We start from the raw sequence: 22,167 nt of genomic DNA on the forward strand, positions 1-22,167 counted from the left end.
TGAAAAGGCATGAACTAATGGAAATACTGGACGTGCATGGGGTGGCCCTTCCTCTTTCTTCCGATGAGGTCTCGCCCGTCATCTGGCAGGCGCTGACCGACGGCAGCTATGAGGCAAAAGAAGCGCGGAGCGTCCTGAAAGCCATCAAACCAGGCGATCGTGTTCTCGAGTTGGGATCGGGCATCGGCATCATCACCTCGATCATCGCCGGCATTGAGGATGTATCCGTCTGGGCTTTCGAGGCCAATCCCTCCACGGCCGCGCTCGCGGAGCGGGTCATCAAGGCCAATTGCCGCGGCAATGTCGTGTTTTCGCAGGGACTTCTTACCGCCGACGAGCCGAGCTCCTATGCCTTTTATGTTCGCAAGGATCTCTGGATGTCGTCCATGGACGAAAATCAGGGCCCTTATGAAAAACGCATCGAAATCTCCTCCGCGAATATCGATGAATTTGTTGCGGAGCAGGGCATTACCGCGCTCGTTATGGATATAGAAGGCGCGGAGCGCGATCTGCTCGGCAAGGCCGAGCTTGCCGGCGTGGAGCGGATATTCGTTGAACTGCACGACCACCTTTACGGTCTCGCCGGCGTCCGCGACATCATGCAGGCACTCACCGCCAAAGGTTATGCCTATGATCCGCGCGGCTCTCGCGGTCCCTGCGTGCTGTTTTCCCGGGATGACGGCCCGAGGGAATACGATCCCGAGGTGGATTGAAAGCCGGGCATCTCACGCCGAGAGCGACGTTGGAAAGTTTGTTTTAAACTGCGGGCAGGGCGCTTAGCGTTTTGCCCGCAATCATTTTACCAGCCGCTTGCGCCATCCGGCGCAACCTTTGGAGCTTCATGCCCTTTAGTGCCCGTGTCACAATTCATCTGGTAGCGGGCGGCTCCATTATTATTGCCAAAAACGCAATTCATTCCGAATTATTATTGTAATTGTTGAGGCCGTTTTCCTGCGTCATTATCCCTCCATCAAACCGGCGCACAACAGGATGCACCGGAGATGCCAACGCAACCGAAGGAGAAACGATTATGGGCTTTGTTAAGACGACAGACGGAACCGAAATCTTCTACAAGGACTGGGGCCCGAAGGATGCCCAGCCGATCGTTTTCCACCACGGATGGCCGCTCTCTTCCGATGACTGGGATGCGCAGATGCTGTTCTTCCTCTCAAAGGGATATCGCGTCGTCGCCCATGACCGCCGTGGCCACGGCCGCTCGGCGCAGGTCTCGGAGGGGCACGACATGGATCATTATGCTTCCGACGCCTTTGCGGTCGTTGAGGCGCTGGACCTGAAGAACGCCGTCCATATCGGTCACTCCACCGGCGGCGGCGAGGTTGCCCGTTATGTCGCAAAGCATGGTGAGCCCGCCGGCCGTGTCGCCAAGGCCGTTCTCGTTTCCGCCGTACCCCCGATCATGGTCAAGACCGAAGCCAATCCGGAAGGCCTGCCGATGGAGGTTTTTGACGGCTTCCGCTCGGCGCTTGCCGCAAACCGCGCGCAGTTCTTCCGCGATGTGCCGGCTGGCCCGTTCTATGGTTTCAACCGCGATGGCGCGACCGTGCATGAAGGCGTGATCCAGAACTGGTGGCGTCAGGGCATGATGGGCAGCGCAAAGGCCCACTACGACGGCATCAAGGCCTTCTCCGAAACCGACCAGACCGAAGACCTGAAGAATATCAGCGTTCCGACGCTGGTGCTGCACGGCGAAGACGACCAGATCGTGCCGATCGCCGACTCGGCTCACAAATCGATCAAGCTGCTGAAAAACGGCACCCTGAAGACCTATCCCGGCTTCTCGCACGGCATGCTGACCGTCAATGCCGATGTGCTGAACGCCGACCTGCTTGCCTTTATCAAGGGCTGAGGCTTTTGCAGAACGGGAATGCGGCCGATCATTCGGCCGCATTTTATTTGGGCTAGGTCAAATGGCCCCGCCAGGCGGTGCGATAGGACGTCAGCTCGGGGATATCCCCCGCCGTGAAATGACGCTCTCGCCCTGCAACCGGCTTGATCCCGGTGAGGAGCGCAGCACCCGCACTGGTTCCTGTCGAGCCTTCCATGGCAATGACGTCGGTTTCTGCGAAAGCGGCGAGTGCTTTCAAATAGAGCGCGTTTCCGGCGAAGGGTCCTTCAACGACCACAGGTCCTCTTCGTTCAACAAGCGAAAGGCAGAATTCCGTCATCAGGGCGAGATAGAGCGAGGCAGTGGCATGTCGCTCCGCCCCTGTCGCATCGCCATCGGCGATCCAGCGTGCCGCCTTTTCCGGAAAGGGGCCGGAGCCGCTGACCACGCTCGGTAGCAGCATCATTCCTTTTTCGATAACCGCCCCGAGCGCGGCTTCAATCTCGTGGATCGTCGCTGGTCCGAATTGCTGCGCCAGCATCTCATATTCCCTGCCGCCCATGAAGCGAGAGGAAGGAACGGGTCGCCCGAGGGCATCGACATTCAAAAGCGTATCGCGGCTGGGATCCAGCGCATCCGCCTTGCCGCCAATGGCGAAATTCACCACCCAGGTTCCGGTGGAAACGACAGAAAAATCTCCGTTGCGGCGAAGGAGGTGCGGCAGGAGCGAGGCATTGGAATCATGGATGCCGCAATAGACCGGCATCGTCGCAGACAGCCCGGTTTCCTGTGCCAGCGATGGGCGTATCGTTCCCAGCACATCGAAAGCGGAGCGGACAGGCGCCATCAGATGCTGGATGCCGAGACGCTCCACCAGCGAGGAAAAGCTCTTCCGGCGCGGGTTCCACAGGTCCGTGTGGCAACCAAGCGATGTCGTTTCGGTTGCATGAACGCCGGTCAGCCGCCCTGCCCAATATTGCGGGTAAGTGACGATGTTGAGCACCCTGGCGAACTCGTCCGGAAAGGCGGTTTTCTGGAAATGGATTTGTGCACCGAGGTTCAGTCCTGCAGGAAGCTGCGGCGAGCCGGTCTCTGCGAAATCGGGCCTGATCTCGCGATAGGCCTCCTGAACGGGTTTGGGGTAGCTATGCTCGTAATCGAGCACCGGCATGGCAAGGTTGCCGTTTCCATCGAGAAGCGCTGCTGAAGCGCCATGGGTGGTAATGGAAATCGCATCGAAACCCGGGTCGCGGCCAAACCGCTGAAGCGCGGAAAGAATGAAGTGCCAGAGCATCTCCACATCATAATGCGGGTAGGGGCCATCGCGAAGAACGGGGTTCGTCCGCTTCTCGCCGGCAATTTCCTCGCCGCTGCCGGTGTCGATGACGACCACTTTGGCATTGGTCTTGCCGATATCGATGACCGCGACCCGGCTCGGTCTGGTGCTGTCGCTCATGGCAGATGGAACACCGTCACCAGGTCTTTTGCGACCGGCGAATTATCGGGATTGCTGTCCATGATGTCGGCCATATGGGCCCACCACTTTTTCATCACGGGATGATCGGGCAAAGCCGCCATGCCGTGGGTCTTCGGCCGCGTCAGCACGCCGAAGAGAGTGTTGGTTTCCGGGTCGAGATGGATGGAGTAGTCGCTGACACCTGCCTCGTGCAGCAGCGCCACCAGTTCAGGCCATATCTCGTCGTGGCGCTTTTTGTATTCGGCCTCCTTGCCGGCGAAGAGTTTCATCTTGAAGGCGTGTTTTTCGAGTTCCGGCATGGCTCAGCCTTTCATGGCTCGAAGGCGACGGACGACGATGGGGATGGCGATGGTGATGATCAGCAGCAGGCCGACAAAGATCGACATGACGATACCGGGCACATTCAAAAGACCGAGACCGAAGGTGACGAGGCCCATGACGAAGGCGGCGATGACGACGCCTGCAATTGTGCCGGAACCGCCGAGAATGGAGACGCCACCCAGCACCACCATGGTCACCACCTCAAGCTCCCAGCCTTGAGCGATCGACGGGCGGGTAGAGCCGAGCCGCGAGGTGAGGCAGACGGCGGCGATGCCGCTCATCAGGCCGGTGAGCAGGAAGAGGATGAACTTCACGCGCTCGACGGGAATGCCGGAAAAGCGGGCGGCGAAGGGGTTCGTGCCGATGACATAAACCTGCCGACCGAAATTGGTTGCATGAAGCAAAATGGCGAAGAGGACGGCCATAACGATGAACAGCACGAATTCGAAGGAGATCACCCAGAACACGTAGCCTTGACCGAAATAGCCGAAGTCCGCCGGATATCTGCCATAGGCCTGATCCCCCAGCACCATATAGGAAATGCCGCGAAACAGGCTCATGGTGCCGATGGTGACGACGATGGAGGGCAGTTTCAGCCCCGCGACCAGAAAGCCGTTGAAGGCGCCGCAGAAAAGCCCGGTGCCAATGCCGATGGCGACGAGGCCGGGCGTGCCGACACCCATCTGCACCGCCGCTCCCATGGCGGTGGAGGCGAGCGCGATGATCGCGGCGACTGACAGGTCGATTTCACCGGCGATGATCAGAAGCGCCATGGCAAAGGCGATGATGGCCTTTTCCGTGAAGTTGAAGGTGGCATCGGAGAGGTTCCAGGCATTGAGGAAATAGGGCGAGGCGAGCGAATTGGCGATGAAGATGAGGATCGCGACGCCAAGCAGCAGCACTTCCCAACTGGCCATGATACGGCTGAGCGGTGTGCCGAGTTTGTCGGGAATGACGCGCGGCGCCTGCGACGGTTGGGAATTCGTGCTCATGCGGATGCTTCCTTGCCATGGTCTGCGGCGGCCCTGTCACGCAGGATGATGCGGCCCTTCCTGGCCTCAGCGCGCGCATTGAAGACAACAGCGAGCACGATGACCACGCCTGATATCGCCATCTGCGCGAAGGGCGAGATGCCGATGACGGGCAGCGCGTTCTTGATGACGCCGAGGAACAGCGCGCCAAGCACCGCTCCGGCCACCGAACCGATGCCGCCGGCAATCGAGATGCCGCCGATCACATTGGCCGCCACACTATCCAGTTCGAAACCGGCGGCGATATCCACATAGGCGACGGCGTAACGCGACACCCAGAGATAGCTGGCGAGACCGGCGAGCGCGCCCGAGAGCACGAAGGCGAAGAAGCGGGTGCGGCCGACATCGATGCCGGCATAGACCGCCGCACCAGGATTGCCGCCGGCGGCGTAAGCAGAGCGACCGAAGGAGCTGCGCGTGAGCACCAGCCACGCGCCGGCGATGATGAGGATCGCCACCCATGAAAGCACCGGCATGCCGAGGATCATGGTGCGCGGCACATTGAGGAAGGTCGGCGAAAACTGATGCGCATTCACCCAGCCGCCGCCCGAAAGCACGAAGGCCATGCCGCGATAGATGGTGAGCGTGCCGAGCGTGACGACGATGGGCGGAATGCCGAGCCACCAGACGAGTATGCCGTTGATGGAACCCAGAAACGCCCCGATGCCGACCGCCATGGCAATGAGAAGCGGCAGCGGAATGCCCGGAAAGGCGGCATTGGTCATCGCCACGGCCATGCCGGTAAAGGCGAGATTGGCGGCGACGGAGAGGTCGATGGATTTGGTGAGAATGACCGCCATCTGGCCAAGCGCCAGAATGATGAGGATGGACGTATCATTGAATATATTGACGAGATTGCCGGGCCGGCCGAAGCCGGGTGCGCGCAGGGCAAAGCCCGCAATCATGACGATGATGATGCCCGCCAGCAGCCATTCGCGATTTTTGAGTAGACGTTGCATGTTCGTGGCCCCTCTCAGGCATTGCCGGTGGCGGCGCGCACCAGCTTTTCCGGAGAAAAATCGGCGCGTTCGAACTGGCCCGCCATCAGGCCTTCGCGCATCACGATGGCGCGGTCGGACATGCCGAGGATTTCGGGAAGTTCGGATGAAATCATGATGATGGACAGGCCTTCGGCGGCAAGCTCGCTGATGAAGCCGTGCACGGCGGCCTTGGAGCCGATATCGATGCCCTTGGTTGGTTCATCGAGAATGATGACCTTCGGCTGGGTGGCGAGCCACTTGCCGATCACCACCTTCTGCTGGTTGCCGCCCGAAAGGGTGCCAACAGGCACCGAAAGGGCGGCGGCGCGCAGATCGAGCCGTGCGGCATATTTGCGCGCCAGCGCGAATTCATTTGCGGCGGCGAGAAAACCTTTGCGCGAGGTGCGGGTGAGGGAGGGCAGCGACATGTTCTGGTAGATCGGCATATCGAGCGCCAACCCGTGGCGGCCCCGCTCTTCCGGCACATAAACGATGCCGGCGCGGATCGCATCTTCCGGCGAGCGGATGGCGAGCGGCTGGCCGTTCAGCGTCACCTCTCCCGAAGCCGGGCGGGTGATGCCGAACAGCGACTGGCAGAGTTCGGAGCGCCCGGCGCCGATCAGTCCATAAAGACCGAGAATTTCACCCTTGCGCAGATTCAGCGAAATATCGCGGAATTCGGTCTGATGTGAATAATCGCGTACTGAAAGAACCGTTGGACCAAGGGGGACGGCCTGTTTGGGAAAGGCATTCGTCACGTCGCGGCCAACCATCAGTCGCACGATTTCATCTTGCGGGGTGGTGGCAAGCGTGCCAGCGCCAACCATTATTCCGTCACGGAACACGGCATAATTCTCGGCGATTTCATAGACTTCATCGAACTTGTGGCTGATGAAGAGGATCGCCTTGCCCTGCCGCTTGAGGTTTTCGACGATGCGAAAGAGGTCATCGATCTCCTTGCGCGAAAGAGCGGCGGTCGGTTCGTCCATGATAACGATACGCGCCTCGACGGACAGCGCTCTGGCGATTGCGACCAGATGGCGCTGCGCAATCGACAGGTCTTTCAGCCGAATGGAAGGATCGATGGTGCTTTCCAGCTGTTCCAGCAAAATTCTGGCGCGCGTGTTGATGGTCTTCCAGTCGATCAGGCCGAAACGGCCTTTTGGCGCATGGCCGAGGAAGATGTTTTCGCCGACCGAAAGCTCATCGAACAGCACGGTTTCCTGATGAATGGCGGTAACGCCTGCATCGATGGCATCCTGTGCGCTGTGAAAGTGGACAGTCTTGCCATCCAGCAGGATTTCGCCTTCGTTCGGGCGATAGATGCCGGTGAGGATTTTGACGAGCGTGGATTTGCCCGCGCCGTTCTCGCCGATCAGCGCGGTAACCTTGCCGGGGTAGAGTGCAATATCGACGCTATCCAGCGCTCTAACGCCAGGGAATATCTGGCTGATGCCGCGCATTTCCAGAATGGGCGTGGGGCTGGGGGCCTCTGTCATGTTGATGGTTTGGGTTTCAGCACGCATTATCAGGTCTTACCGGTCAGTTTCGAGTGAAGTGATCGGGGCTACCCCCCTCTGCCCTGCCGGGCATCTCCCCCACAAGGAAGGAGATCGGCCAGAAGAAAACGCTCGCTCACTCGCAACGTTGGAGATGGCCGAGAGGCCGCCGCATATCGATCTCCCCCTTGTGGGGGAGATGCCCGGCAGGGCAGAGGGGGGTGACCTCCGCACCGCCGGATATTATCAAGATCAAAAAATCTTCGAGAACTGGTCGATATTCTTTGCGTCATAGATGAACGGGTCAGCCATCGCCGCTTCGCTGTTTTCGCCAACCTTGATCTTGCCCATGCGGCCAGCTTCGATTTCCGAGCCCGGCTTGCCGTCGGTTTCGCCCTTCACCAGGCGATAGGCGATCTGAGTGGCGGAGTAACCGAGGTCGATCGGGTTCCAGATGGCGAATTCCTTTGTCGCACCGGACTTGATGGCGCCCGCCATTTCGGACGGCAGGCCAAGGCCTGTGACGAAGACCTGACCGATCTTGCCCGCATCCTTCACGGCCTGCGAAGCGGCGAGAACGCCGACTGTCGTCGGTGCGACGATGACCTTCACATTCGGCTGCGAGGAGAGCAGTCCCTGCGCTTCGCGATAGCTCTTGTCGGCAAGGTCGTCACCGTACACCGTGGTGACGAGGTTGAGGCCGGGGAAATCCTTCAGCTGCTTTTTCATCTCGCCGATCCAGACATTCTGGTTCGTGGAGGTGGTGGTAGCAGAGAGAATGGCGAAATCGCCCTTGCCGCCTTCCAGATGTGCCGCAGCCAGCTGCAGGCACATCTTGCCGATCAGCGCGTTGGACGAGGGGTTGAGCTGGAGAATGCGGCCTTCAGGTGCTACGCCGGAATCCCAGGAAATGACCTTGATACCGCGCTGTGCCGCCTTTTTCAGTGAAGGAACAACGGCATCAGGATCGTTTGCGGAAATCGCGATGGCATCGACGCCCTGCGCGATCAGCGAATTGATGACTTCAATCTGGCCTTCCGCCGTGGTGCTGGTCGGGCCGGTATAGATGATCTCGACGCCGCCGAGGTCCTTTGCGGCTTCCTGTGCGCCCTTGTTGGCGGCTTCGAAAAAGCCGTTGCCGAGCGATTTGACGACGAGCGCGATCTTGACGTCGGCGGCCTGGGCAACACCGCCCAGTCCCGCGACAGAAAGAGCTGCGCTCAGTGCCAAGACGCTGGTCAATGTTCTGCGTGTAAGTTTCATGTCCCTTTTCCTCCCGTTTTGAACCTTGTTTTTCTCCCCGGCGCTCCTCATGCGACCGAAGAAGAATTCTCCTCATCCGGCGGGCCGGATGTTTTTCCCACGGCACCGGCAATCAGCAATTCGACGCCGGCATTTTCCACCATCCTTGCCGCCTCGTCCGAAATCCCGTCATCGGTGATGATGGTCGTGACGTTTTCGAGCGGGCATAAAATCAGGCTGGACCGTTTTCTGAATTTCGAGGAATCGACCATCACGATCAGCTCTTCCGCCTGCCGCATCAGTTTCTGTTCGCTCTGGATCACCAGCGCATCGGATTCCATAATGCCGAGCGCGCCGACACCTTGCGCACCGAGAAATATCCGCCGCGCATAAAAATTGCGGATCGCATCATTTTCGAAAGGTGACAGGATAAGGCTCTGATCGCGATAGATCGCACCGCCCGGCACGCTGACACTGCATTTGGAATGTTTGACCAGATGTTCGGCAATGGCGAAAGAATTGGTCATCACCTGCAGGCGGCGCGCCGCCATGTAATGCACCATCTGAAATGTCGTGGTGCCGCCATTCAGGATGATCGCGTCGCCATCATTGCAGAGATCGACCGCTTTGCGCGCAATTGCGCGTTTCTTGTCGATATTGACCGATTCGGAAACGCGGAACGGCCGCGCTGCCAGGTTGCCGAGCTGCGGCGGATGGACCGCCTCCGCCCCGCCGCGCACGCGCCGCAACTTTCCCTGAACATGCAAAGACGCGATATCCCTGCGGATCGTCGCTTCCGACGCATCCGTCAGTTCGGCAATATCCTGCACCGTCACGACAGCTTTCTCCTGTGTGGCGCTCAAGATGATGCGATGGCGTTCGCGTTCGTGCATGGGGTCCTCCTGACCGTGATTATTCGCAAACTCTTTACGTTGTCAATCAATAACGATCAAATTAATCAATATCGCGCTGCAGCATGAGAATTTATGATCGTTTTTGATTGACATCTTGCTTTTGGATGCGCGATACCTGGCATTAAAGGAGGCGGGCCGATATCGGCTCCGCGAATGCAGACAGATATTGGGAGGAAGACATGACGGGAACATCCCGCCTTCTCGAAAGCCGTTGGGACGACGCCTATGCGAAGACGCTCGATGAGCCGGGCAAGCTACTTTATCGCTCCAATTTGCTCGGTGCCGACAAACGCATCACCAATTACGGCGGCGGCAATACGTCCGCGAAGGTGCTCGAGGTCGATCCGCTGACGGGCGAGAAGGTCCGCGTCATGTGGGTGAAGGGTTCCGGCGGCGATGTCGGCACCATCAAGCTTGATGGTTTTGCAACGCTTTATCTCGAGAAGCTGGAAGCGCTGAAGGGCATTTATAAGGGCGTTGAAGACGAGGACCGCATGGTCGGTTTCCTGCCGCACTGCACCTTCAACCTCAACCCGCGCGCCGCCTCCATCGATACGCCGCTGCACGGTTTCGTGCCCTATGACCATGTCGATCATATGCATCCCGATGCGATCATAGCGATTGCCGCCTCGAAGAATTCGAAAGAACTGACGCAGCAGATCTTTGGCGATGAAATCGGCTGGCTACCCTGGCGTCGGCCCGGTTTCCAGTTGGGTCTCGATCTGGAGGCTTTCGTCAAGGCCAATCCTGGGGCCAAGGGCGTGGTGCTTGAAAGCCATGGCCTCTTTACCTGGGATAACGACGCCAAGGCTTGCTACGAACTGACGCTCGCCATCATCAACAAGGCGATCGAGTGGTTTGCGGAAAAGACCGAAGGCAAAGTGATTTTCGGCGGTGCCGTGGCCAAGAGCCTGCCAATTGCCGAACGCCGCGCCATTGCCGCCCGGCTGATGCCGGAAATCCGTGGCCGCATCGGCCGCGAGGAACGCAAGCTCGGCCATTTTGATGATCAGGATGCGGTTCTGGAATTCGTCAATTCTAAGGATCTGAAGCCGCTCGGGAACCTCGGGACATCCTGCCCGGACCATTTCCTGCGCACGAAAATTCGTCCGCTGATTCTCGATCTCGATACAGCGAACCCGGATGTGGACGCGCTCACGGCCGCTCTCGACGCGGCGCTGGAGGCTTACCGCGCGGATTATACGCGCTATTATGAAGCCTGCCGCCACGATAATTCGCCAAAGATGCGCGATCCGAACCCGGTGATCTTCCTGATCCCCGGCGTCGGCATGTTGTCCTTCGCCAAGGACAAGGCCACCGCCCGCATCGCCGCCGAGTTTTATGTAAACGCCATCAACGTCATGCGCGGCGCGTCCACCGTATCGGAGTATCAGGGTCTTCCCGAGCAGGAAGCCTTCGATATCGAATATTGGCTGCTGGAAGAAGCAAAGCTGCAACGCATGCCGAAGCCGAAAAGCCTTGCCGGGCGCGTGGCTTTCGTTACAGGCGGTGCCGGCGGCATCGGCCGGGCAACCGCGGAACGGCTGGCAGGCGAGGGCGCCTGCGTTGTGCTGGCGGATATTGACGAAGCGGCGCTGGAGGCCGCCAGGGGTGATTTAGCCAAGCGTTACAGTGGCGATGCGGTCCGTACCGTCAAGCTTGATGTGACGCAGGAAGATGCCGTCATTTCCGCCTTTGCGAAAGCGAGCGTGGAATTCGGCGGTGTGGATATTCTGGTCTCCAATGCCGGCATCGCCTCCTCCGCGCCGGTGGAAGACACAACGCTTGCCATGTGGAACAAGAATATCGACATTCTCGCGACAGGCTATTTCCTCGTTTCGAGAGAAGCATTCCGGCTGCTGCGGCGACAGAATCTCGGCGGCAACGTCGTTTTTGTCGCTTCCAAGAATGGCCTTGCCTCTTCTCCCAATGCGTCGGCCTATTGCACGGCGAAAGCTGCGGAAATTCATCTCGCCCGTTGCCTTGCGCTCGAAGGGGCGGAAGCGGGCATTCGCGTCAACACTGTCAATCCCGATGCCGTCCTGCGCGGTTCGAAGATCTGGAGCGGCGAATGGCGCGAGCAGCGCGCGGCGTCTTCCAAGATCGAGGTGACCGATCTGGAGGAACATTACCGCAAGCGGTCGATGCTGAAGCTGAACGTCTTTCCGGAAGATATCGCCGAGGCGATCTACTTCCTGGCGTCCGACGCCTCCGCCAAATCGACCGGCAACATCATCAACGTCGATGCCGGTAATGCGCAGAGTTTTACGCGATAAGGCGTTTGGCGCCTTCTTATTTCCGTCATTCCGGCCTTGTGCCGGAATCCAGCCAGCCCAACTCCTTGGGCTGAAGGAACTTATCCCGCCGCGCGGACGCGCGTCGACCGGACACCGGCACAGTGCCGGTATGACGGAGATAAGGTCTATAAGCTAAGCATGCACGGGACCAATTCCGGGGAGGAAGAAATGACCGAGACGAAAATCGCCGCTGATGTTATCGCGGCTGAAAACGAAAAACGCATTGTCGCGCTGACGCAAGATTACGATGCGCTTGGCAACCAGCTTGGCCGCCGCAACATTGATGTCGATGCCATCGCCGCCAAGGTGGCGGAGTTTTTCGTCGCCGTGCCTTCCTGGGGCGTTGGTACCGGTGGCACCCGTTTTGCCCGTTTTCCCGGCACTGGCGAGCCGCGCGGCATTTTCGACAAGCTCGATGATTGCGCCGTCATCAACCAGCTGACACGGGCGACGCCCAACGTTTCCCTGCATATTCCGTGGGATAAGGAAGACCCGAAGCGATTGAAGGCGCATGCCGATGCGCTGGGCCTCGGTTTCGACGCCATGAATTCCAACACGTTTTCGGACGCGCCGGGCCAGAGCCATTCCTACAAATACGGGTCGCTGAGCCACACGGATGCCGCCACGCGTCGGCAGGCCGTCGAGCACAACATCGAGTGCATCGAAATTGGCAATGCCATCGGTTCCAAGGCGCTAACGGTGTGGGTGGGCGATGGCTCCAACTTCCCCGGCCAGAGCAATTTCACCAGGAGTTTCGAGCGTTATCTCGCGGCCATGGCGGATATCTACAAGGCGCTGCCAGATGATTGGCGCATCTTTTCCGAACACAAGATGTACGAGCCGGCCTTCTATTCCACCGTGGTACAGGACTGGGGCACCAATTACCTCATCGCCAATACGCTCGGCGAAAAGGCCTTCTGCCTCGTTGATCTCGGCCATCATGCGCCGAACACCAATATCGAGATGATCGTCGCCAGGCTCATCCAGTTCGGAAAACTCGGCGGTTTCCATTTCAACGACAGCAAATATGGCGATGACGATCTGGATGCCGGCTCGATCGAGCCCTACCGGCTGTTCCTTGTCTTTAACGAACTGGTGGACGCCGAACATCGCGGCGTGAAGGGTTTCCATCCCGCGCATATGATCGATCAGTCGCATAATGTGACGGACCCGATCGAGAGCCTGATCTCCAGCGCCAATGAAATCCGCCGCGCTTATGCGCAGGCCTTGCTGGTGGATCGCATGGCTCTCGATGGCTATCAACAGGAGAATGATGCGATGATGGCTTCAGATACGTTGAAACGGGCTTATCGTACCGATGTCGAGCCTATTCTCGCCATGGCGCGACATAAGGCCGGCGGCGCAATTGATCCGATTGCGACCTATCGTGCCAGCGGCTACCGCAAGCGGGTGGCTGCAGAACGCCCGGCATCCATAGGCGGTAGCGGCGGCATCGTGTAGTCCTCTCGCGCTTTAGGTGGAGGAGCGCCGGAGGGCAGGGCTTATGAAACCTAGATGTGATCGCCTTGCCTCCGTATCCCCTCAGATCGGGGGGATTTTGCCGAGAGGGATGAAGCCGCTGATCGTTGCGCGTCCTTGGTCGACAACCAGATCGACGGAGGCGCGGTCGGCGCCACTGGCGAGCGCGCGTAGCAGTTTGCGGGCGGTTTCGATGGTGGACTGCAGCTGCGGGAAAGCCTGCTTCGCATTGTCCGACCAGGCTCCGAGCTTTTCGATCTCCAGCTTGAACTGCCCCGACAGGTAACCTTCGTTGTCGAAGGAGAAGGGGCCGGTGATCCGCATGATGCGGCCTTCGCCGATATCGGCAACGAGGCGACGAAGCTCTCCGCTGGTGCCGTATAGGCCGGATTTGTCGGTGCCATCCACCATGCCTGCCTTACCGGCGAGCGTCACATCAAGAATGGCGTCCAGTCGCGGAAGCACCTGCGGCCAATCCTTGATGACGGTGGCCGAATCCGTGAGCGTGATCGCACCGTCGAGGTCTGCGCCGTTCTGGCGCAGATGCATCTCCGTCTTGACGGCGTCAAAGTCGATCGTCTGACCGGTGACGGAAGAAACCGCCTGTGCCTTCAGCCCGTCGATCACGAGCGAGCTGCGGTCGATGCCTTTCAGTTTAGTAACGATGCTGGACTGCATGTTTTTCCATTCTGCCGAGACCGTCAGGCCATGCGCGGAGCGTATTTCAGCAGGCGAATCGAGTTCCCAGACGATATGGCCGGGATTATAGACCTGCGCTGCCGAGCGCAGTTCGCCGAAGGACGCCGACACGCCGTTCTGGCTGTCATCCACCGTCACCTTGGAGCAGAAGAGGCCGATGCGGAAGGGGTAACCCTTGAAGGCGATATCGCCGCATTCGCCGCTGACGCTGCGGGCCTGCGACGGGGAGATGACGTTCAGGACCGTCTGCTTCAATTTCTCGGCGGCGTAAAACCACCCCGCCGTATAAAGTCCGATAACCACCAGAATGGCGATGGCGAGCCAGAGGAATTTCTTGGCCGTGCCGGATTGGCTTGACGCTGCCATATTGATCTCCGATGAACAGACTTCAGGGAATTTTGATTTGGCTTGGGATATGGACGATTTTTGGGTCTTTGGCTACGGTTCGTTGATGTGGAACCCCGGCTTCGCCTTTGCGGAGAGGCAGCAGGCCCGGCTTCACGGGTACCGGCGCTCGCTGTGCATCAGTTCCAATTTCTACAGAGGCACGGAGGAAAGGCCCGGCCTCGTTCTCGGGCTCGAGCGTGGCGGTTCCTGCCTCGGCGTTGCGTTCCGCGTGCGCGGCCCGGACCGTGACCCCGTCATGGATTATCTGCGCGAGCGGGAGCTTGTGACGAACGTTTACAAGGAGCGGCTGGTAACCGTGACGCTCGCTGAAGGTCGCCGTGCCACCGCCGTCACTTATGTTGCCGACCCCGCGCATGAGCAATATATCGGCGGTCTTGGTGTCGCCGAATCAGCTGTTATCATTGCCGCAGCAACCGGGCGTTCCGGTCCGAACACGGATTACGTCTTCAACACCGTGCGGCACCTGCAGGAAATGGGCATTCGCGATTCACTCCTTGAAAACATCGCGAAGAATGTCGATACGCTTTCCGCTCAACCGGCGATGTTCTCGCGGCCCTGAAGCTCGGCGATCCGCTTGACGGCGCTCGGTGGCAGCGGCAGGCTCGGATTGTTGCGTGCCGTTTCCAGCAGCAACTCGTCGCTCGCCTTCTCCGTGACCTCGATCAGCCGCTTGAAGAAAACGTCAGGGTCCAGCCCCGGCTCGATGGCAGGCAGGATACGTACCTTGAAGTGACCTGGGTAACGCATGGTGGACCGTCGTGGCCAGAAGAGGCCGGGATGCATGGCAACGGGAATGACAGGAACCTGAAGATCACGGTATAGTCTTGCGATGCCGTAGCGATATTCAGGCTCGGCGCCCGGCGGGCGGCGCGTCCCCTCGGGATAGATTATCAACTCTCGGCCGGCGGCCATTTCCTCTTTCGCGCGTTCCATAACCTTCAGCATCACCTTGCCGCGCGCGGCGCGGTTGACCGGAATCATACGCTGCTTCATCGCGTACCAGCCGAATAGCGGTATCCAGAGCAGTTCGCGCTTCAGGATGTAGACAGGGTCGCGCAGGTTGGGAAGCAGCGCATAAGTGTCCCAAAAAGACTGATGCTTCGGCGCAAAAATGCAGCCTGTTTCGGGGATGTGTTCAAGACCCTCGATTTTGAAAGTCGTGCCAACGATGACCTTCATCAGCCAATGGTTGGACCGCGCCCAGTTCTTGGGGATTTCGTAGGCGATCCTACGGGGAAGAATGAAATATATCGGCGTCAACACGATCATGCGGACGATGAGATTGAGGTAAAACAGCGTATTGAAAAGAAAAGATCGCAGCTTGAGCATCAACAGCCTTCCCGGGGCGCAGCCGTTCCGACGCCTTGGAAAGGCGTCGGTGCGGATGCCGATGCCAGACGCCTACACGAAAACAAGGGGCGGCAGCAAGCGTGTTTCTGGCAGCTTACGAGGAGGCTGCCGTTACTTTCGGCGCCGTGTGGTCGATTGGGGCCTTGCGCAGGCCGTCACCTTTTCCGAAGCCGGTAAGGTCACGCGCCGCCGCTGCCACGAATTTCAGATATTCGTACAGCATCGTTCTCACAACATCCGGTTCAACGAACCAGTTCGTGCGGGCAAGATCGGCACTGATGACGGGATAGGCGATGAATTCCGTCTGCGGACTTGCGCTGCGCAACTCATGCAGGCTGCGGTGCATGTGATAATTGTTTGTGACAACGACAATGGAGGAATAGTTGTGATCGCGTATCCAGCTCGCCGCTTCGTTGGCGTTGCCAATCGTATCTATCGCCTTGTACCCCATATCGACGCAGCAGGAGAACATGTCGGATGAGCCTTGCGTCATCTTGCGAATTTGGGAACGGGTGGTGGCGGGATTGACGCCAGAGATCAACAGCCGCTTTCCGACGCCATCCCTCAGCAGACCCACCGCCTGCTCGATGCGCTGGTAACCACCGGTCAGAACGATGATGGCGTCCCCCCTTGCGCTTTCAGGTGGGCGCATGGAGGCGACGGAATCAGCAAACCACAGAAAGCCGCCTGAGAAAACGCCGAGAAGTATGAGGCAGAGGAGGATAAAACCACGAATAAAGCGGCGCAGGGGACCACGCCGCGACAACAGGCCCTTTCTGGCCGGTCGCATCGTTGTCTGGTCCTGGTCCATCCGACTCACAAACATTCCTCCTGAATACTCGCCGATTAAGGCAAGGAACAGGCGTTTTTGTCCACCGCCTGCAGGTTACATGCGGCTTGTGACATGTTCGGATTGCCCCAAAATGACGGGATCATTTCAGGACGCCAGCCCGTCGCTTTTTGACGGATCCGAACGAACACGGTCGATATCGTCGATGGTGCGGATGACAGTCACGCGTGCCGTCAAGGTGGTAAGCAAGGCGATGATGATCATGGTCATGGCAATGCCTAGATAACCACCCAAACCAACCGAGAATGAACCGAAAAGCGCGCTCGCCTGATCGCTTTGCGGCGTAGCAACAGTGCTTGACTGCCAGAAGCCGGCCACGAGAAACACCGCTGCTGCCAACGCGCTGCCGGCGGCGGCCCCCTTGAGGCTGATCTTCAGGAAGTGTTTTTGAAATTCCCGGGCCACGAAACTGCTTTCGGCGCCGACGAAATGCAGAACCTCCACAATATGGCGGTTGCCGGAAAGCGCGCCGCGGGTGGCAAATACGACGGTCAACACCATGGCGGTGAAAACGAGAATGAGCACGCCGACACCGATCATCACGGTGGTTCTGGCCATGGAAACCAGCCTGTCTACCCAGGTGCGGTGGTCGTCCAGAAAGGCCTGCGGGATTTCCGTCTTCAGCATATCCCGCATGGCCTGGAAATCGGGCGGATTGGTCTCGTCGATGGTGATGACAACGAGGCGCGGCACCGGCAGTTCGGAAAGGTCGAGGCCGCTGCCGAGCCATGGCTCCAGCAAACGTGACGTCGCCGCATCATCAAGGATCGTGCCGTCGCGCGTGCCGACGAAGGTCAGCGCCAGCGTGCGCGCCTTGTTCAACGCCGCGTTCATGTCCAAACCGTCTTCCGGCTTGATCTGGATGGTGATTTCCCGGGAAATCTGGCTCTGCCAGGTGGCGGCGGTGGCGCGCACCATGGAGACGGCACCAAGCGTCAGGCAGGCGAGAAAGGCCATGATGGCGATCACCACCATCAGCGCATTGCCCTGAATGTTGGAGGGCGGCAGGATGGGCGCCATGGGACGGATGCGCATGGGCGGGCGCTTCGGCTGGGCCGCTTCGGGCTTCAATTGATTGCGGGTGATCTCATTCATAGATATCGAGCCGCCCTTCGGTCAGGATCATCCGGCGTGCATCGATCTGGTCCATCAGTGCGAAATCATGGGTGGCGATGACGACAGCCGTACCCAGCCTGTTGAGTTCGAGAAAAAGGTTGAGGAGGCGCTTTGCCATCGGCGGGTCGACGTTGCCGGTTGGTTCGTCGGCCAGCAGGATTTCGGGCTGGTCCATCAGCGCTCGGGCAATGGCGGCGCGCTGCTTTTCCCCGCCAGAAAGAATGGCCGGTAGCACATTGATACGCTCACCAAGCCCCACCCATTTCAGGAGTTCGATCACGTCGTTGCGATAAGCGCTTTCTTCCTTGCCGCGCACACGCAGCGGCAGGGCGACATTCTCATAGGTCGTCAGATGGTCAAGCAGCCGAAAATCCTGGAACACGATCCCAACGCGGCGGCGCAGCATCGGCAGTTCGCCACGCGGAATGCGGGAAACGTCACGGTTGAACATACGGATATGGCCGCGCGTTGGCTGAAGCGACATCAAAAGCAGGCGCAGCAGCGTCGTTTTGCCCGCACCCGACGGGCCGGTTAGAAACTGGAACGACCCTTTGGGAATATCGAAGGTCATGTCCCTCAGGATTTCGGGTCCCATGCCGTAACGCAACCCGACATTTTCGAAATGGATCAACGGACTTCCAGTCTCTTCGTTTCGTGGTGGTTCGCAAGCCGCTGGGGTAAAGCCGGCGGGCGCGGTCTAGCCCGGTTCGGAACGCCCGGCGAGCGGTTTTTGCGAAGCATTAACCATTTAAATTTAAAACTTGGCAGGATTCGTTGCAATGCCCAGTTTTGCGGGCCGGGAAACCTCACCCCAGGGAATTCTATGGCTATGTTCCGTTCATCTCGCCGGCAAGCGGCATTCGACTTTGACCTCCTGATGCCGGAAACGCCCACGCGCCGGACGGCGCGGACGACATGTCCCGACCGCGATGTCGTAGACGCGGAATTTGTCACCATCAAGGAAAACCGCGCGCGGCAGCCGGGAAACGACAATCGTGGAACGACTTCGCAGCATAAAGCAAAAACGCCCGTCACCGTGGGCGCGGTTGGTCTTGCCCTCATCGGCTGGCTGGATCGCAGGTTGTCGCGCCTGTCCGCCGATGCCTATTCGGCGCTGGTGGCAGGCCTCGCCATTTTTGTCTTCATCTGCTCCGGCGGCCTGTCTGTCGTCGTGCCGGAAAAAACGGCGGTCGCCGCCCCGGTTAACCCGCTTGCCATTTCCCATGTCACCATCACGCCGCAGGAGGCGGGCGGCATGGATATTTTGCTCATCAACGGCATCGTGGAAAACAATGGTAGCGATTTGGAAGAGGTGCCCGCCATTCGCGCCGATCTCTTCGCCGCCAAGGGACAGCTGGTCGCCAGCATGGTCATCGAACCGCCGGTCAAGCAGATGCAACCGGGTTTGAGCCACGGTTTTTCGGCAAAGTTGCGCCATCCCGGTGGAAAAACGCCCGAGATCAAGCTTTCCTTCGTTGAGGCGGGTGCGCCCGGACGCTGACTGTGCTAACGCCTGTCTTCTATTTTTACTGAAAGGTAAAATCGGCAAGGCGCAGCACAGGAGTAAGAATGCCCGTCGTCCGTGGAAAAAACATCGAGCCGCTTTACAGCGCCGAGCAGATCGCCGAGCGCAATCGCGACATGGCCAAGCATATCGCCAGCGGCCCGACCAAGGATTTGCTGGTCATTGCCGTGCTCAAAGGATCGTTCATTTTCGCGGCCGACCTCATCCGCGCGCTGCATGACAGCGGCCTTGCACCTGAAGTCGAGTTCATCACGCTCTCGAGCTATGGCACCGGCACGGTTTCGCAAGGCGTCAGGATCGTCAAGGATATCGATAGCGACGTTAAGGACCGCGATGTCCTTCTGATCGATGATATTCTCGAATCCGGCCGTACGCTGCGTTTTGCCAAGGAACTGCTTTATGAGCGTGGCGCCCGCAATGTTACCATCGCCGTGCTGCTCGACAAAAAGGTCAAGCGTAAGGAAGATCTGGAGGCCGATTATGTCGGTTTCGAATGTCCTGACTATTTCGTCGTGGGTTACGGCATGGATGTGGCCTATGCCTTCCGCGAACTGCCCTTCGTCGGGGTGGTGACAGGCGACGCCTGAGCATCTTTGCCCGTGCCGGAACGGCACAGGACGGAGACGCCTCATTAACCATTCACCCAGCCAAGGGTTGGGTGTTTACCTCTTGAAAAGAGGAGCCTGCGATGTTGCTCACGGCTGGAAATGATGCCCAGGAGCAATGAGTAATGGCGAAGATTCTGATTACCGAAGACGAGGATGCGCTGCGTTCTTTCGTGGCGCGGGCCCTGCGTCTCGACGGTCACGAGACCCATGAGGCGGCTGACGGCGAGCAGGGGCTGGAGAAGCTCCAGGAAACCAGTTTCGATCTTCTTCTTTCTGATATCCGCATGCCGGTCATGGATGGCATCGAGCTGGCGCATCGCGCCGCCGAGAGCTTCCCGGCCATGCGCATTTTGTTGATGACCGGTTATGCCGAGCAGCGCGAACGGGCGGATGATCTGTCGACGAAGATCGTGGACGTGGTTTCTAAACCCTTTGCGCTTCCGGATATTCGCAAGGCCGTGGCGCGGGCGCTTGCGGCCTGAGCTACAGGATTGCAGAGATTAAAGGGCGGCCCTCGGGCCGCCTTTTTTGTTGCGGAGTTGTCAGCGTTCCAGTCCGTCATGCTCGGGCCTGTCCCGAGCATCTGCGACGTATCGGTTTCATGGGAGGTTGGCAGATCCTCGGCACAAGGCCGAGGATGACGTCAGAGTGTTTCGCGACCTGTCTCTGGTACCTCTTCCCGCTACTTTTCGGGACAGCGGCGAAATTAAAGTGCCGGGCCGGATCGTCGTGAATGGCTTCAGACCTCACCGAATATCTAGCAACCGCTCCAGATAACGCCGCTCCACCTCGCCCGGTGGGTTGTTGCCGAGCTTTTCGCGGATGGCGTCAAGAATCTCGCGGGCGCGCTGCACGTCGATCTCGTCAGGCACCTTCACCTGATCGCCAAAGTCAGGGCCGGTGGTGCTGCGCGGGCGGCCAAGCGGGTCGCGGCCGTTCTGACCGCCTTGGCCTGCCATGCCTTCCTGCCCCTGTCCGGGCTGCTGGCCCTGTTGGCGCATGGCCTGCATGATCTGGCCCATCATGTCCTGAGCGCCCTGTCGCAGCGCATTCAGCGCATTGCCCTGACCCTCGACCGCCTGTTCGCCCTGGCTTTTGCCTAGTGCTTCGCCAGCGCCCTGCATCTCCTGCTGTGCCTTGCCGAAGTTTTCGCCCGGCTCCATGCCGAGATCGCGAAGGCCCTGCTGTAATTCGCCGAGTTGCTTGCCGAGCGCATCCTGCTGAGCCCGCAGGTTTTTCAGCGCCTCGCGCAACTGTTCGGCGGTCATCTGGTCGCTTGGCTGTTGCCCGCCCTGTTGACCATTTTGTCCCTGTTCGCCTTGCTGTCCCTGCTGTGGCTGTTGGCCACCTTCGCCCATCTGCTGGTCGTCACCTTCGCCGCCCTGCTGCGGGTCGCCGCGCTGCATGCGGTCGCGCAGCGCCTGATCGAGCTTGAAGGTCTCGTCCATCAGCTTCTGCTGCTGTTGCAGGATTTCGCCCAGCTTGTCGATCTGCTGGCGCATCTTGCTGCTCTGCTGCTGTCCCTGCTGGCCCTGACGTTGCGGGCGGCCAGCCTGCAAATTGTTCATCATGCGCTGCAGCTGCGAAAGCATTTCCTGCGCCGCATCGCGATTGCCGGAACGGGCAAGGTTCTCGATCTGGTTCATCATGTTTTCCAGATCGCGCTGACGCAACACGTTTTGTGCCTGTTGGTTCATGTTGGCTTGCGGCGCATTCTGCATGCGTTGCGCAAGCTCGCTCATGAACTGCTGCATAGCCTCGCGCAGCTCCTGCATGAGCTTGGCCACTTCTTCATCGGAGGCATTGCGCTGAAGCGCCTCGGAAAGGGCGGTCTGTGCATCGCGCAGGCGCTTTTCCGCCTGCGAAAGATCGCCATCCTCAATGCCGAGCGCGATCTCCCAGAGATAATCCGCCGTGTTCTTCAGCATCTCCTCATTATAGGCGAGCCGCATGCGGGTCTGCGCCGATTGCAGTAGGAGATAATGCGTCGTGTTGGGAATGGTCTCTTCCGGGCGCATTCCAACCGCCTCGTTATAGGCGATCGCCTTCGGCATCTGGCGTGTGTCGAGCGAAAAAATCTGCCGCTGTTCGGCAATGGAAGCAGCCAGCGGTTCGGAGAAATTACGGCCCGGCAGCACCATTTCATGCGCGGGGCTACGACCGGTCTGGCCGGCGCCGTCAGTGGCGACGAGCGTGATGCGCACGCGTTTGCCCGCCATCGGATGTTCGGTCAGGTTGCGGCTGGTCAGCCCCTTGATCTCGCGGTTGTTCTGTCGCGGCAGATCGAGCTTGAATTCGGGCGGCGGGTAAAGCGCTGTAGCGCCTTCTGCGATGCCGACGGGCTCGATGATGGCATGGGCTTCCTTCAGGCCATAATCGTCTTTGGCCGTGAAGCCGATTTCCAGCGCGCCATTGACGGCGCGGCGCGGCATGTTGTCGAAGGCGATGCTGGGCGGCTGGTCGGGAATGACGTTGAACACCCATTGTTCGCCATTGGCGGTGATCATGCCGCTTTCGGTGACATC

21 protein-coding genes are annotated in these 22,167 nt (G+C 59.3%); 8 read left to right on the top strand and 13 right to left on the bottom strand.

What is annotated here, in order from left to right:
• The first annotated feature begins 17 nt into the window (after positions 1 to 17).
• Together ACUTJJ_RS07770 and ACUTJJ_RS07775 are read left to right on the top strand one after the other, a co-directional pair.
• Positions 18 to 713 (top strand): FkbM family methyltransferase, encoded by a 696-nt coding sequence (locus tag ACUTJJ_RS07770; RefSeq protein ID WP_144576567.1) that lies wholly within the window; start codon positions 18 to 20, stop codon positions 711 to 713.
• Between the two features lie 317 nt (positions 714 to 1,030).
• Positions 1,031 to 1,867: an alpha/beta fold hydrolase gene (locus tag ACUTJJ_RS07775; protein ID WP_445541823.1), complete on the top strand. Its 837-nt coding sequence runs from the start codon at positions 1,031 to 1,033 to the stop codon at positions 1,865 to 1,867.
• Positions 1,868 to 1,919: 52 nt separating this feature from the next.
• Here the strand turns inward: ACUTJJ_RS07775 and ACUTJJ_RS07780 are convergent, their stop codons facing one another.
• From ACUTJJ_RS07780 to ACUTJJ_RS07810, 7 genes are all read right to left on the bottom strand, one after another.
• Entirely contained in the window at positions 1,920 to 3,302 is a 1,383-nt protein-coding gene (locus ACUTJJ_RS07780; RefSeq protein ID WP_445541824.1) for an FGGY-family carbohydrate kinase, read from the bottom strand.
• The gene (gene rhaM, locus ACUTJJ_RS07785; protein WP_445541825.1) at positions 3,299 to 3,622 is read right to left on the bottom strand and encodes an L-rhamnose mutarotase; all 324 of its coding nucleotides are present in this window, start codon (positions 3,620 to 3,622) and stop codon (positions 3,299 to 3,301) included. Before rhaM ends, ACUTJJ_RS07780 begins: the two co-directional genes overlap by 4 nt.
• A 3-nt stretch (positions 3,623 to 3,625) precedes the next feature.
• Entirely contained in the window at positions 3,626 to 4,636 is a 1,011-nt protein-coding gene (locus tag ACUTJJ_RS07790; RefSeq protein WP_445541826.1) for an ABC transporter permease, read from the bottom strand.
• Positions 4,633 to 5,634: an ABC transporter permease gene (locus tag ACUTJJ_RS07795; RefSeq protein ID WP_063949195.1), complete on the bottom strand. Its 1,002-nt coding sequence runs from the start codon at positions 5,632 to 5,634 to the stop codon at positions 4,633 to 4,635. Before ACUTJJ_RS07795 ends, ACUTJJ_RS07790 begins: the two co-directional genes overlap by 4 nt.
• A 14-nt stretch (positions 5,635 to 5,648) precedes the next feature.
• Entirely contained in the window at positions 5,649 to 7,181 is a 1,533-nt protein-coding gene (locus tag ACUTJJ_RS07800) for a sugar ABC transporter ATP-binding protein (protein WP_445541827.1), read from the bottom strand.
• Between the two features lie 225 nt (positions 7,182 to 7,406).
• Positions 7,407 to 8,417, bottom strand: coding sequence for a rhamnose ABC transporter substrate-binding protein (gene rhaS, locus ACUTJJ_RS07805; protein WP_404494696.1), 1,011 nt, complete (start codon positions 8,415 to 8,417; stop codon positions 7,407 to 7,409).
• Between the two features lie 47 nt (positions 8,418 to 8,464).
• On the bottom strand, positions 8,465 to 9,289 hold the full coding sequence (locus ACUTJJ_RS07810; protein ID WP_063949198.1) for a DeoR/GlpR family DNA-binding transcription regulator: 825 nt from the start codon (positions 9,287 to 9,289) through the stop codon (positions 8,465 to 8,467).
• A 200-nt stretch (positions 9,290 to 9,489) separates the two neighbouring features.
• On the opposite strand from ACUTJJ_RS07810, the gene ACUTJJ_RS07815 reads away from it, so the two are divergent.
• A complete protein-coding gene (locus tag ACUTJJ_RS07815) occupies positions 9,490 to 11,586 on the top strand; it encodes a bifunctional rhamnulose-1-phosphate aldolase/short-chain dehydrogenase (RefSeq protein WP_445541828.1) in 2,097 nt (698 codons plus the stop codon).
• Between the two features lie 189 nt (positions 11,587 to 11,775).
• On the top strand, positions 11,776 to 13,068 hold the full coding sequence (rhaI, locus tag ACUTJJ_RS07820; RefSeq protein WP_445541829.1) for an L-rhamnose catabolism isomerase: 1,293 nt from the start codon (positions 11,776 to 11,778) through the stop codon (positions 13,066 to 13,068).
• Between the two features lie 81 nt (positions 13,069 to 13,149).
• Here rhaI and ACUTJJ_RS07825 read toward each other — a convergent pair whose 3' ends face one another.
• Positions 13,150 to 14,151, bottom strand: a complete 1,002-nt coding sequence (locus ACUTJJ_RS07825) for a DUF2125 domain-containing protein (protein ID WP_445541830.1) — start codon at positions 14,149 to 14,151, stop codon at positions 13,150 to 13,152.
• Between the two features lie 49 nt (positions 14,152 to 14,200).
• Between ACUTJJ_RS07825 and ACUTJJ_RS07830 the strand changes: the two genes are divergently transcribed.
• Positions 14,201 to 14,752 (top strand): gamma-glutamylcyclotransferase, encoded by a 552-nt coding sequence (locus ACUTJJ_RS07830; protein ID WP_445541831.1) that lies wholly within the window; start codon positions 14,201 to 14,203, stop codon positions 14,750 to 14,752.
• Here ACUTJJ_RS07830 and ACUTJJ_RS07835 read toward each other — a convergent pair.
• From ACUTJJ_RS07835 to ftsE, 4 genes are all read right to left on the bottom strand, one after another.
• Positions 14,725 to 15,522 carry a lysophospholipid acyltransferase family protein gene (locus tag ACUTJJ_RS07835; protein WP_445541832.1) on the bottom strand — a complete coding sequence of 266 codons (798 nt, stop codon included), beginning with the start codon at positions 15,520 to 15,522 and terminating at the stop codon, positions 14,725 to 14,727. The two genes, ACUTJJ_RS07830 and ACUTJJ_RS07835, sit on opposite strands and share 28 nt — an antisense overlap.
• A 115-nt stretch (positions 15,523 to 15,637) precedes the next feature.
• A complete protein-coding gene (locus tag ACUTJJ_RS07840; RefSeq protein ID WP_445541836.1) occupies positions 15,638 to 16,354 on the bottom strand; it encodes a YdcF family protein in 717 nt (238 codons plus the stop codon).
• Positions 16,355 to 16,480: 126 nt separating this feature from the next.
• Positions 16,481 to 17,488 (bottom strand): cell division protein FtsX, encoded by a 1,008-nt coding sequence (locus tag ACUTJJ_RS07845; RefSeq protein WP_445541833.1) that lies wholly within the window; start codon positions 17,486 to 17,488, stop codon positions 16,481 to 16,483.
• The gene (gene ftsE / locus ACUTJJ_RS07850) at positions 17,481 to 18,140 is read right to left on the bottom strand and encodes a cell division ATP-binding protein FtsE (RefSeq protein WP_063949205.1); all 660 of its coding nucleotides are present in this window, start codon (positions 18,138 to 18,140) and stop codon (positions 17,481 to 17,483) included. Before ftsE ends, ACUTJJ_RS07845 begins: the two co-directional genes overlap by 8 nt.
• Before the next feature lie 198 nt (positions 18,141 to 18,338).
• Here ftsE and ACUTJJ_RS07855 point away from each other — a divergent pair, with 198 nt between their 5' ends.
• From ACUTJJ_RS07855 to ACUTJJ_RS07865, 3 genes are all read left to right on the top strand, one after another.
• Complete coding sequence (locus ACUTJJ_RS07855) at positions 18,339 to 19,010, top strand: hypothetical protein (protein ID WP_445541834.1); 672 nt, start codon at positions 18,339 to 18,341, stop codon at positions 19,008 to 19,010.
• Positions 19,011 to 19,078: 68 nt separating this feature from the next.
• Entirely contained in the window at positions 19,079 to 19,621 is a 543-nt protein-coding gene (hpt, locus tag ACUTJJ_RS07860) for a hypoxanthine phosphoribosyltransferase (RefSeq protein ID WP_063949207.1), read from the top strand.
• A gap of 143 nt (positions 19,622 to 19,764) precedes the next feature.
• Positions 19,765 to 20,124, top strand: coding sequence for a response regulator (locus ACUTJJ_RS07865; protein WP_063949208.1), 360 nt, complete (start codon positions 19,765 to 19,767; stop codon positions 20,122 to 20,124).
• A 264-nt stretch (positions 20,125 to 20,388) separates the two neighbouring features.
• On the opposite strand, the gene ACUTJJ_RS07870 is transcribed toward ACUTJJ_RS07865, so the two are convergent.
• Positions 20,389 to 22,167: TIGR02302 family protein (locus ACUTJJ_RS07870; RefSeq protein ID WP_445541835.1), on the bottom strand; the 1,779-nt coding region annotated here is incomplete at its 5' end.

This window comes from Agrobacterium sp. DKPNP3 (assembly GCF_052686535.1).

Excerpts from the sequence above, each read along its gene's own strand:
- ACUTJJ_RS07770 (WP_144576567.1), top strand. The coding sequence starts at position 18 with ATGGAAATACTGGACGTGCATGGGGTGGCCCTTCCTCTTTCTTCCGAT.
- ACUTJJ_RS07775 (WP_445541823.1), top strand. The coding sequence starts at position 1,031 with ATGGGCTTTGTTAAGACGACAGACGGAACCGAAATCTTCTACAAGGAC.
- ACUTJJ_RS07780 (WP_445541824.1), bottom strand. The coding sequence starts at position 3,302 with ATGAGCGACAGCACCAGACCGAGCCGGGTCGCGGTCATCGATATCGGC.
- rhaM (WP_445541825.1), bottom strand. The coding sequence starts at position 3,622 with ATGCCGGAACTCGAAAAACACGCCTTCAAGATGAAACTCTTCGCCGGC.
- ACUTJJ_RS07790 (WP_445541826.1), bottom strand. The coding sequence starts at position 4,636 with ATGAGCACGAATTCCCAACCGTCGCAGGCGCCGCGCGTCATTCCCGAC.
- ACUTJJ_RS07795 (WP_063949195.1), bottom strand. The coding sequence starts at position 5,634 with ATGCAACGTCTACTCAAAAATCGCGAATGGCTGCTGGCGGGCATCATC.
- ACUTJJ_RS07800 (WP_445541827.1), bottom strand. The coding sequence starts at position 7,181 with ATGCGTGCTGAAACCCAAACCATCAACATGACAGAGGCCCCCAGCCCC.
- rhaS (WP_404494696.1), bottom strand. The coding sequence starts at position 8,417 with ATGAAACTTACACGCAGAACATTGACCAGCGTCTTGGCACTGAGCGCA.
- ACUTJJ_RS07810 (WP_063949198.1), bottom strand. The coding sequence starts at position 9,289 with ATGCACGAACGCGAACGCCATCGCATCATCTTGAGCGCCACACAGGAG.
- ACUTJJ_RS07815 (WP_445541828.1), top strand. The coding sequence starts at position 9,490 with ATGACGGGAACATCCCGCCTTCTCGAAAGCCGTTGGGACGACGCCTAT.
- rhaI (WP_445541829.1), top strand. The coding sequence starts at position 11,776 with ATGACCGAGACGAAAATCGCCGCTGATGTTATCGCGGCTGAAAACGAA.
- ACUTJJ_RS07825 (WP_445541830.1), bottom strand. The coding sequence starts at position 14,151 with ATGGCAGCGTCAAGCCAATCCGGCACGGCCAAGAAATTCCTCTGGCTC.
- ACUTJJ_RS07830 (WP_445541831.1), top strand. The coding sequence starts at position 14,201 with ATGGACGATTTTTGGGTCTTTGGCTACGGTTCGTTGATGTGGAACCCC.
- ACUTJJ_RS07835 (WP_445541832.1), bottom strand. The coding sequence starts at position 15,522 with ATGCTCAAGCTGCGATCTTTTCTTTTCAATACGCTGTTTTACCTCAAT.
- ACUTJJ_RS07840 (WP_445541836.1), bottom strand. The coding sequence starts at position 16,354 with ATGGACCAGGACCAGACAACGATGCGACCGGCCAGAAAGGGCCTGTTG.
- ACUTJJ_RS07845 (WP_445541833.1), bottom strand. The coding sequence starts at position 17,488 with ATGAATGAGATCACCCGCAATCAATTGAAGCCCGAAGCGGCCCAGCCG.
- ACUTJJ_RS07855 (WP_445541834.1), top strand. The coding sequence starts at position 18,339 with ATGTTCCGTTCATCTCGCCGGCAAGCGGCATTCGACTTTGACCTCCTG.
- hpt (WP_063949207.1), top strand. The coding sequence starts at position 19,079 with ATGCCCGTCGTCCGTGGAAAAAACATCGAGCCGCTTTACAGCGCCGAG.
- ACUTJJ_RS07865 (WP_063949208.1), top strand. The coding sequence starts at position 19,765 with ATGGCGAAGATTCTGATTACCGAAGACGAGGATGCGCTGCGTTCTTTC.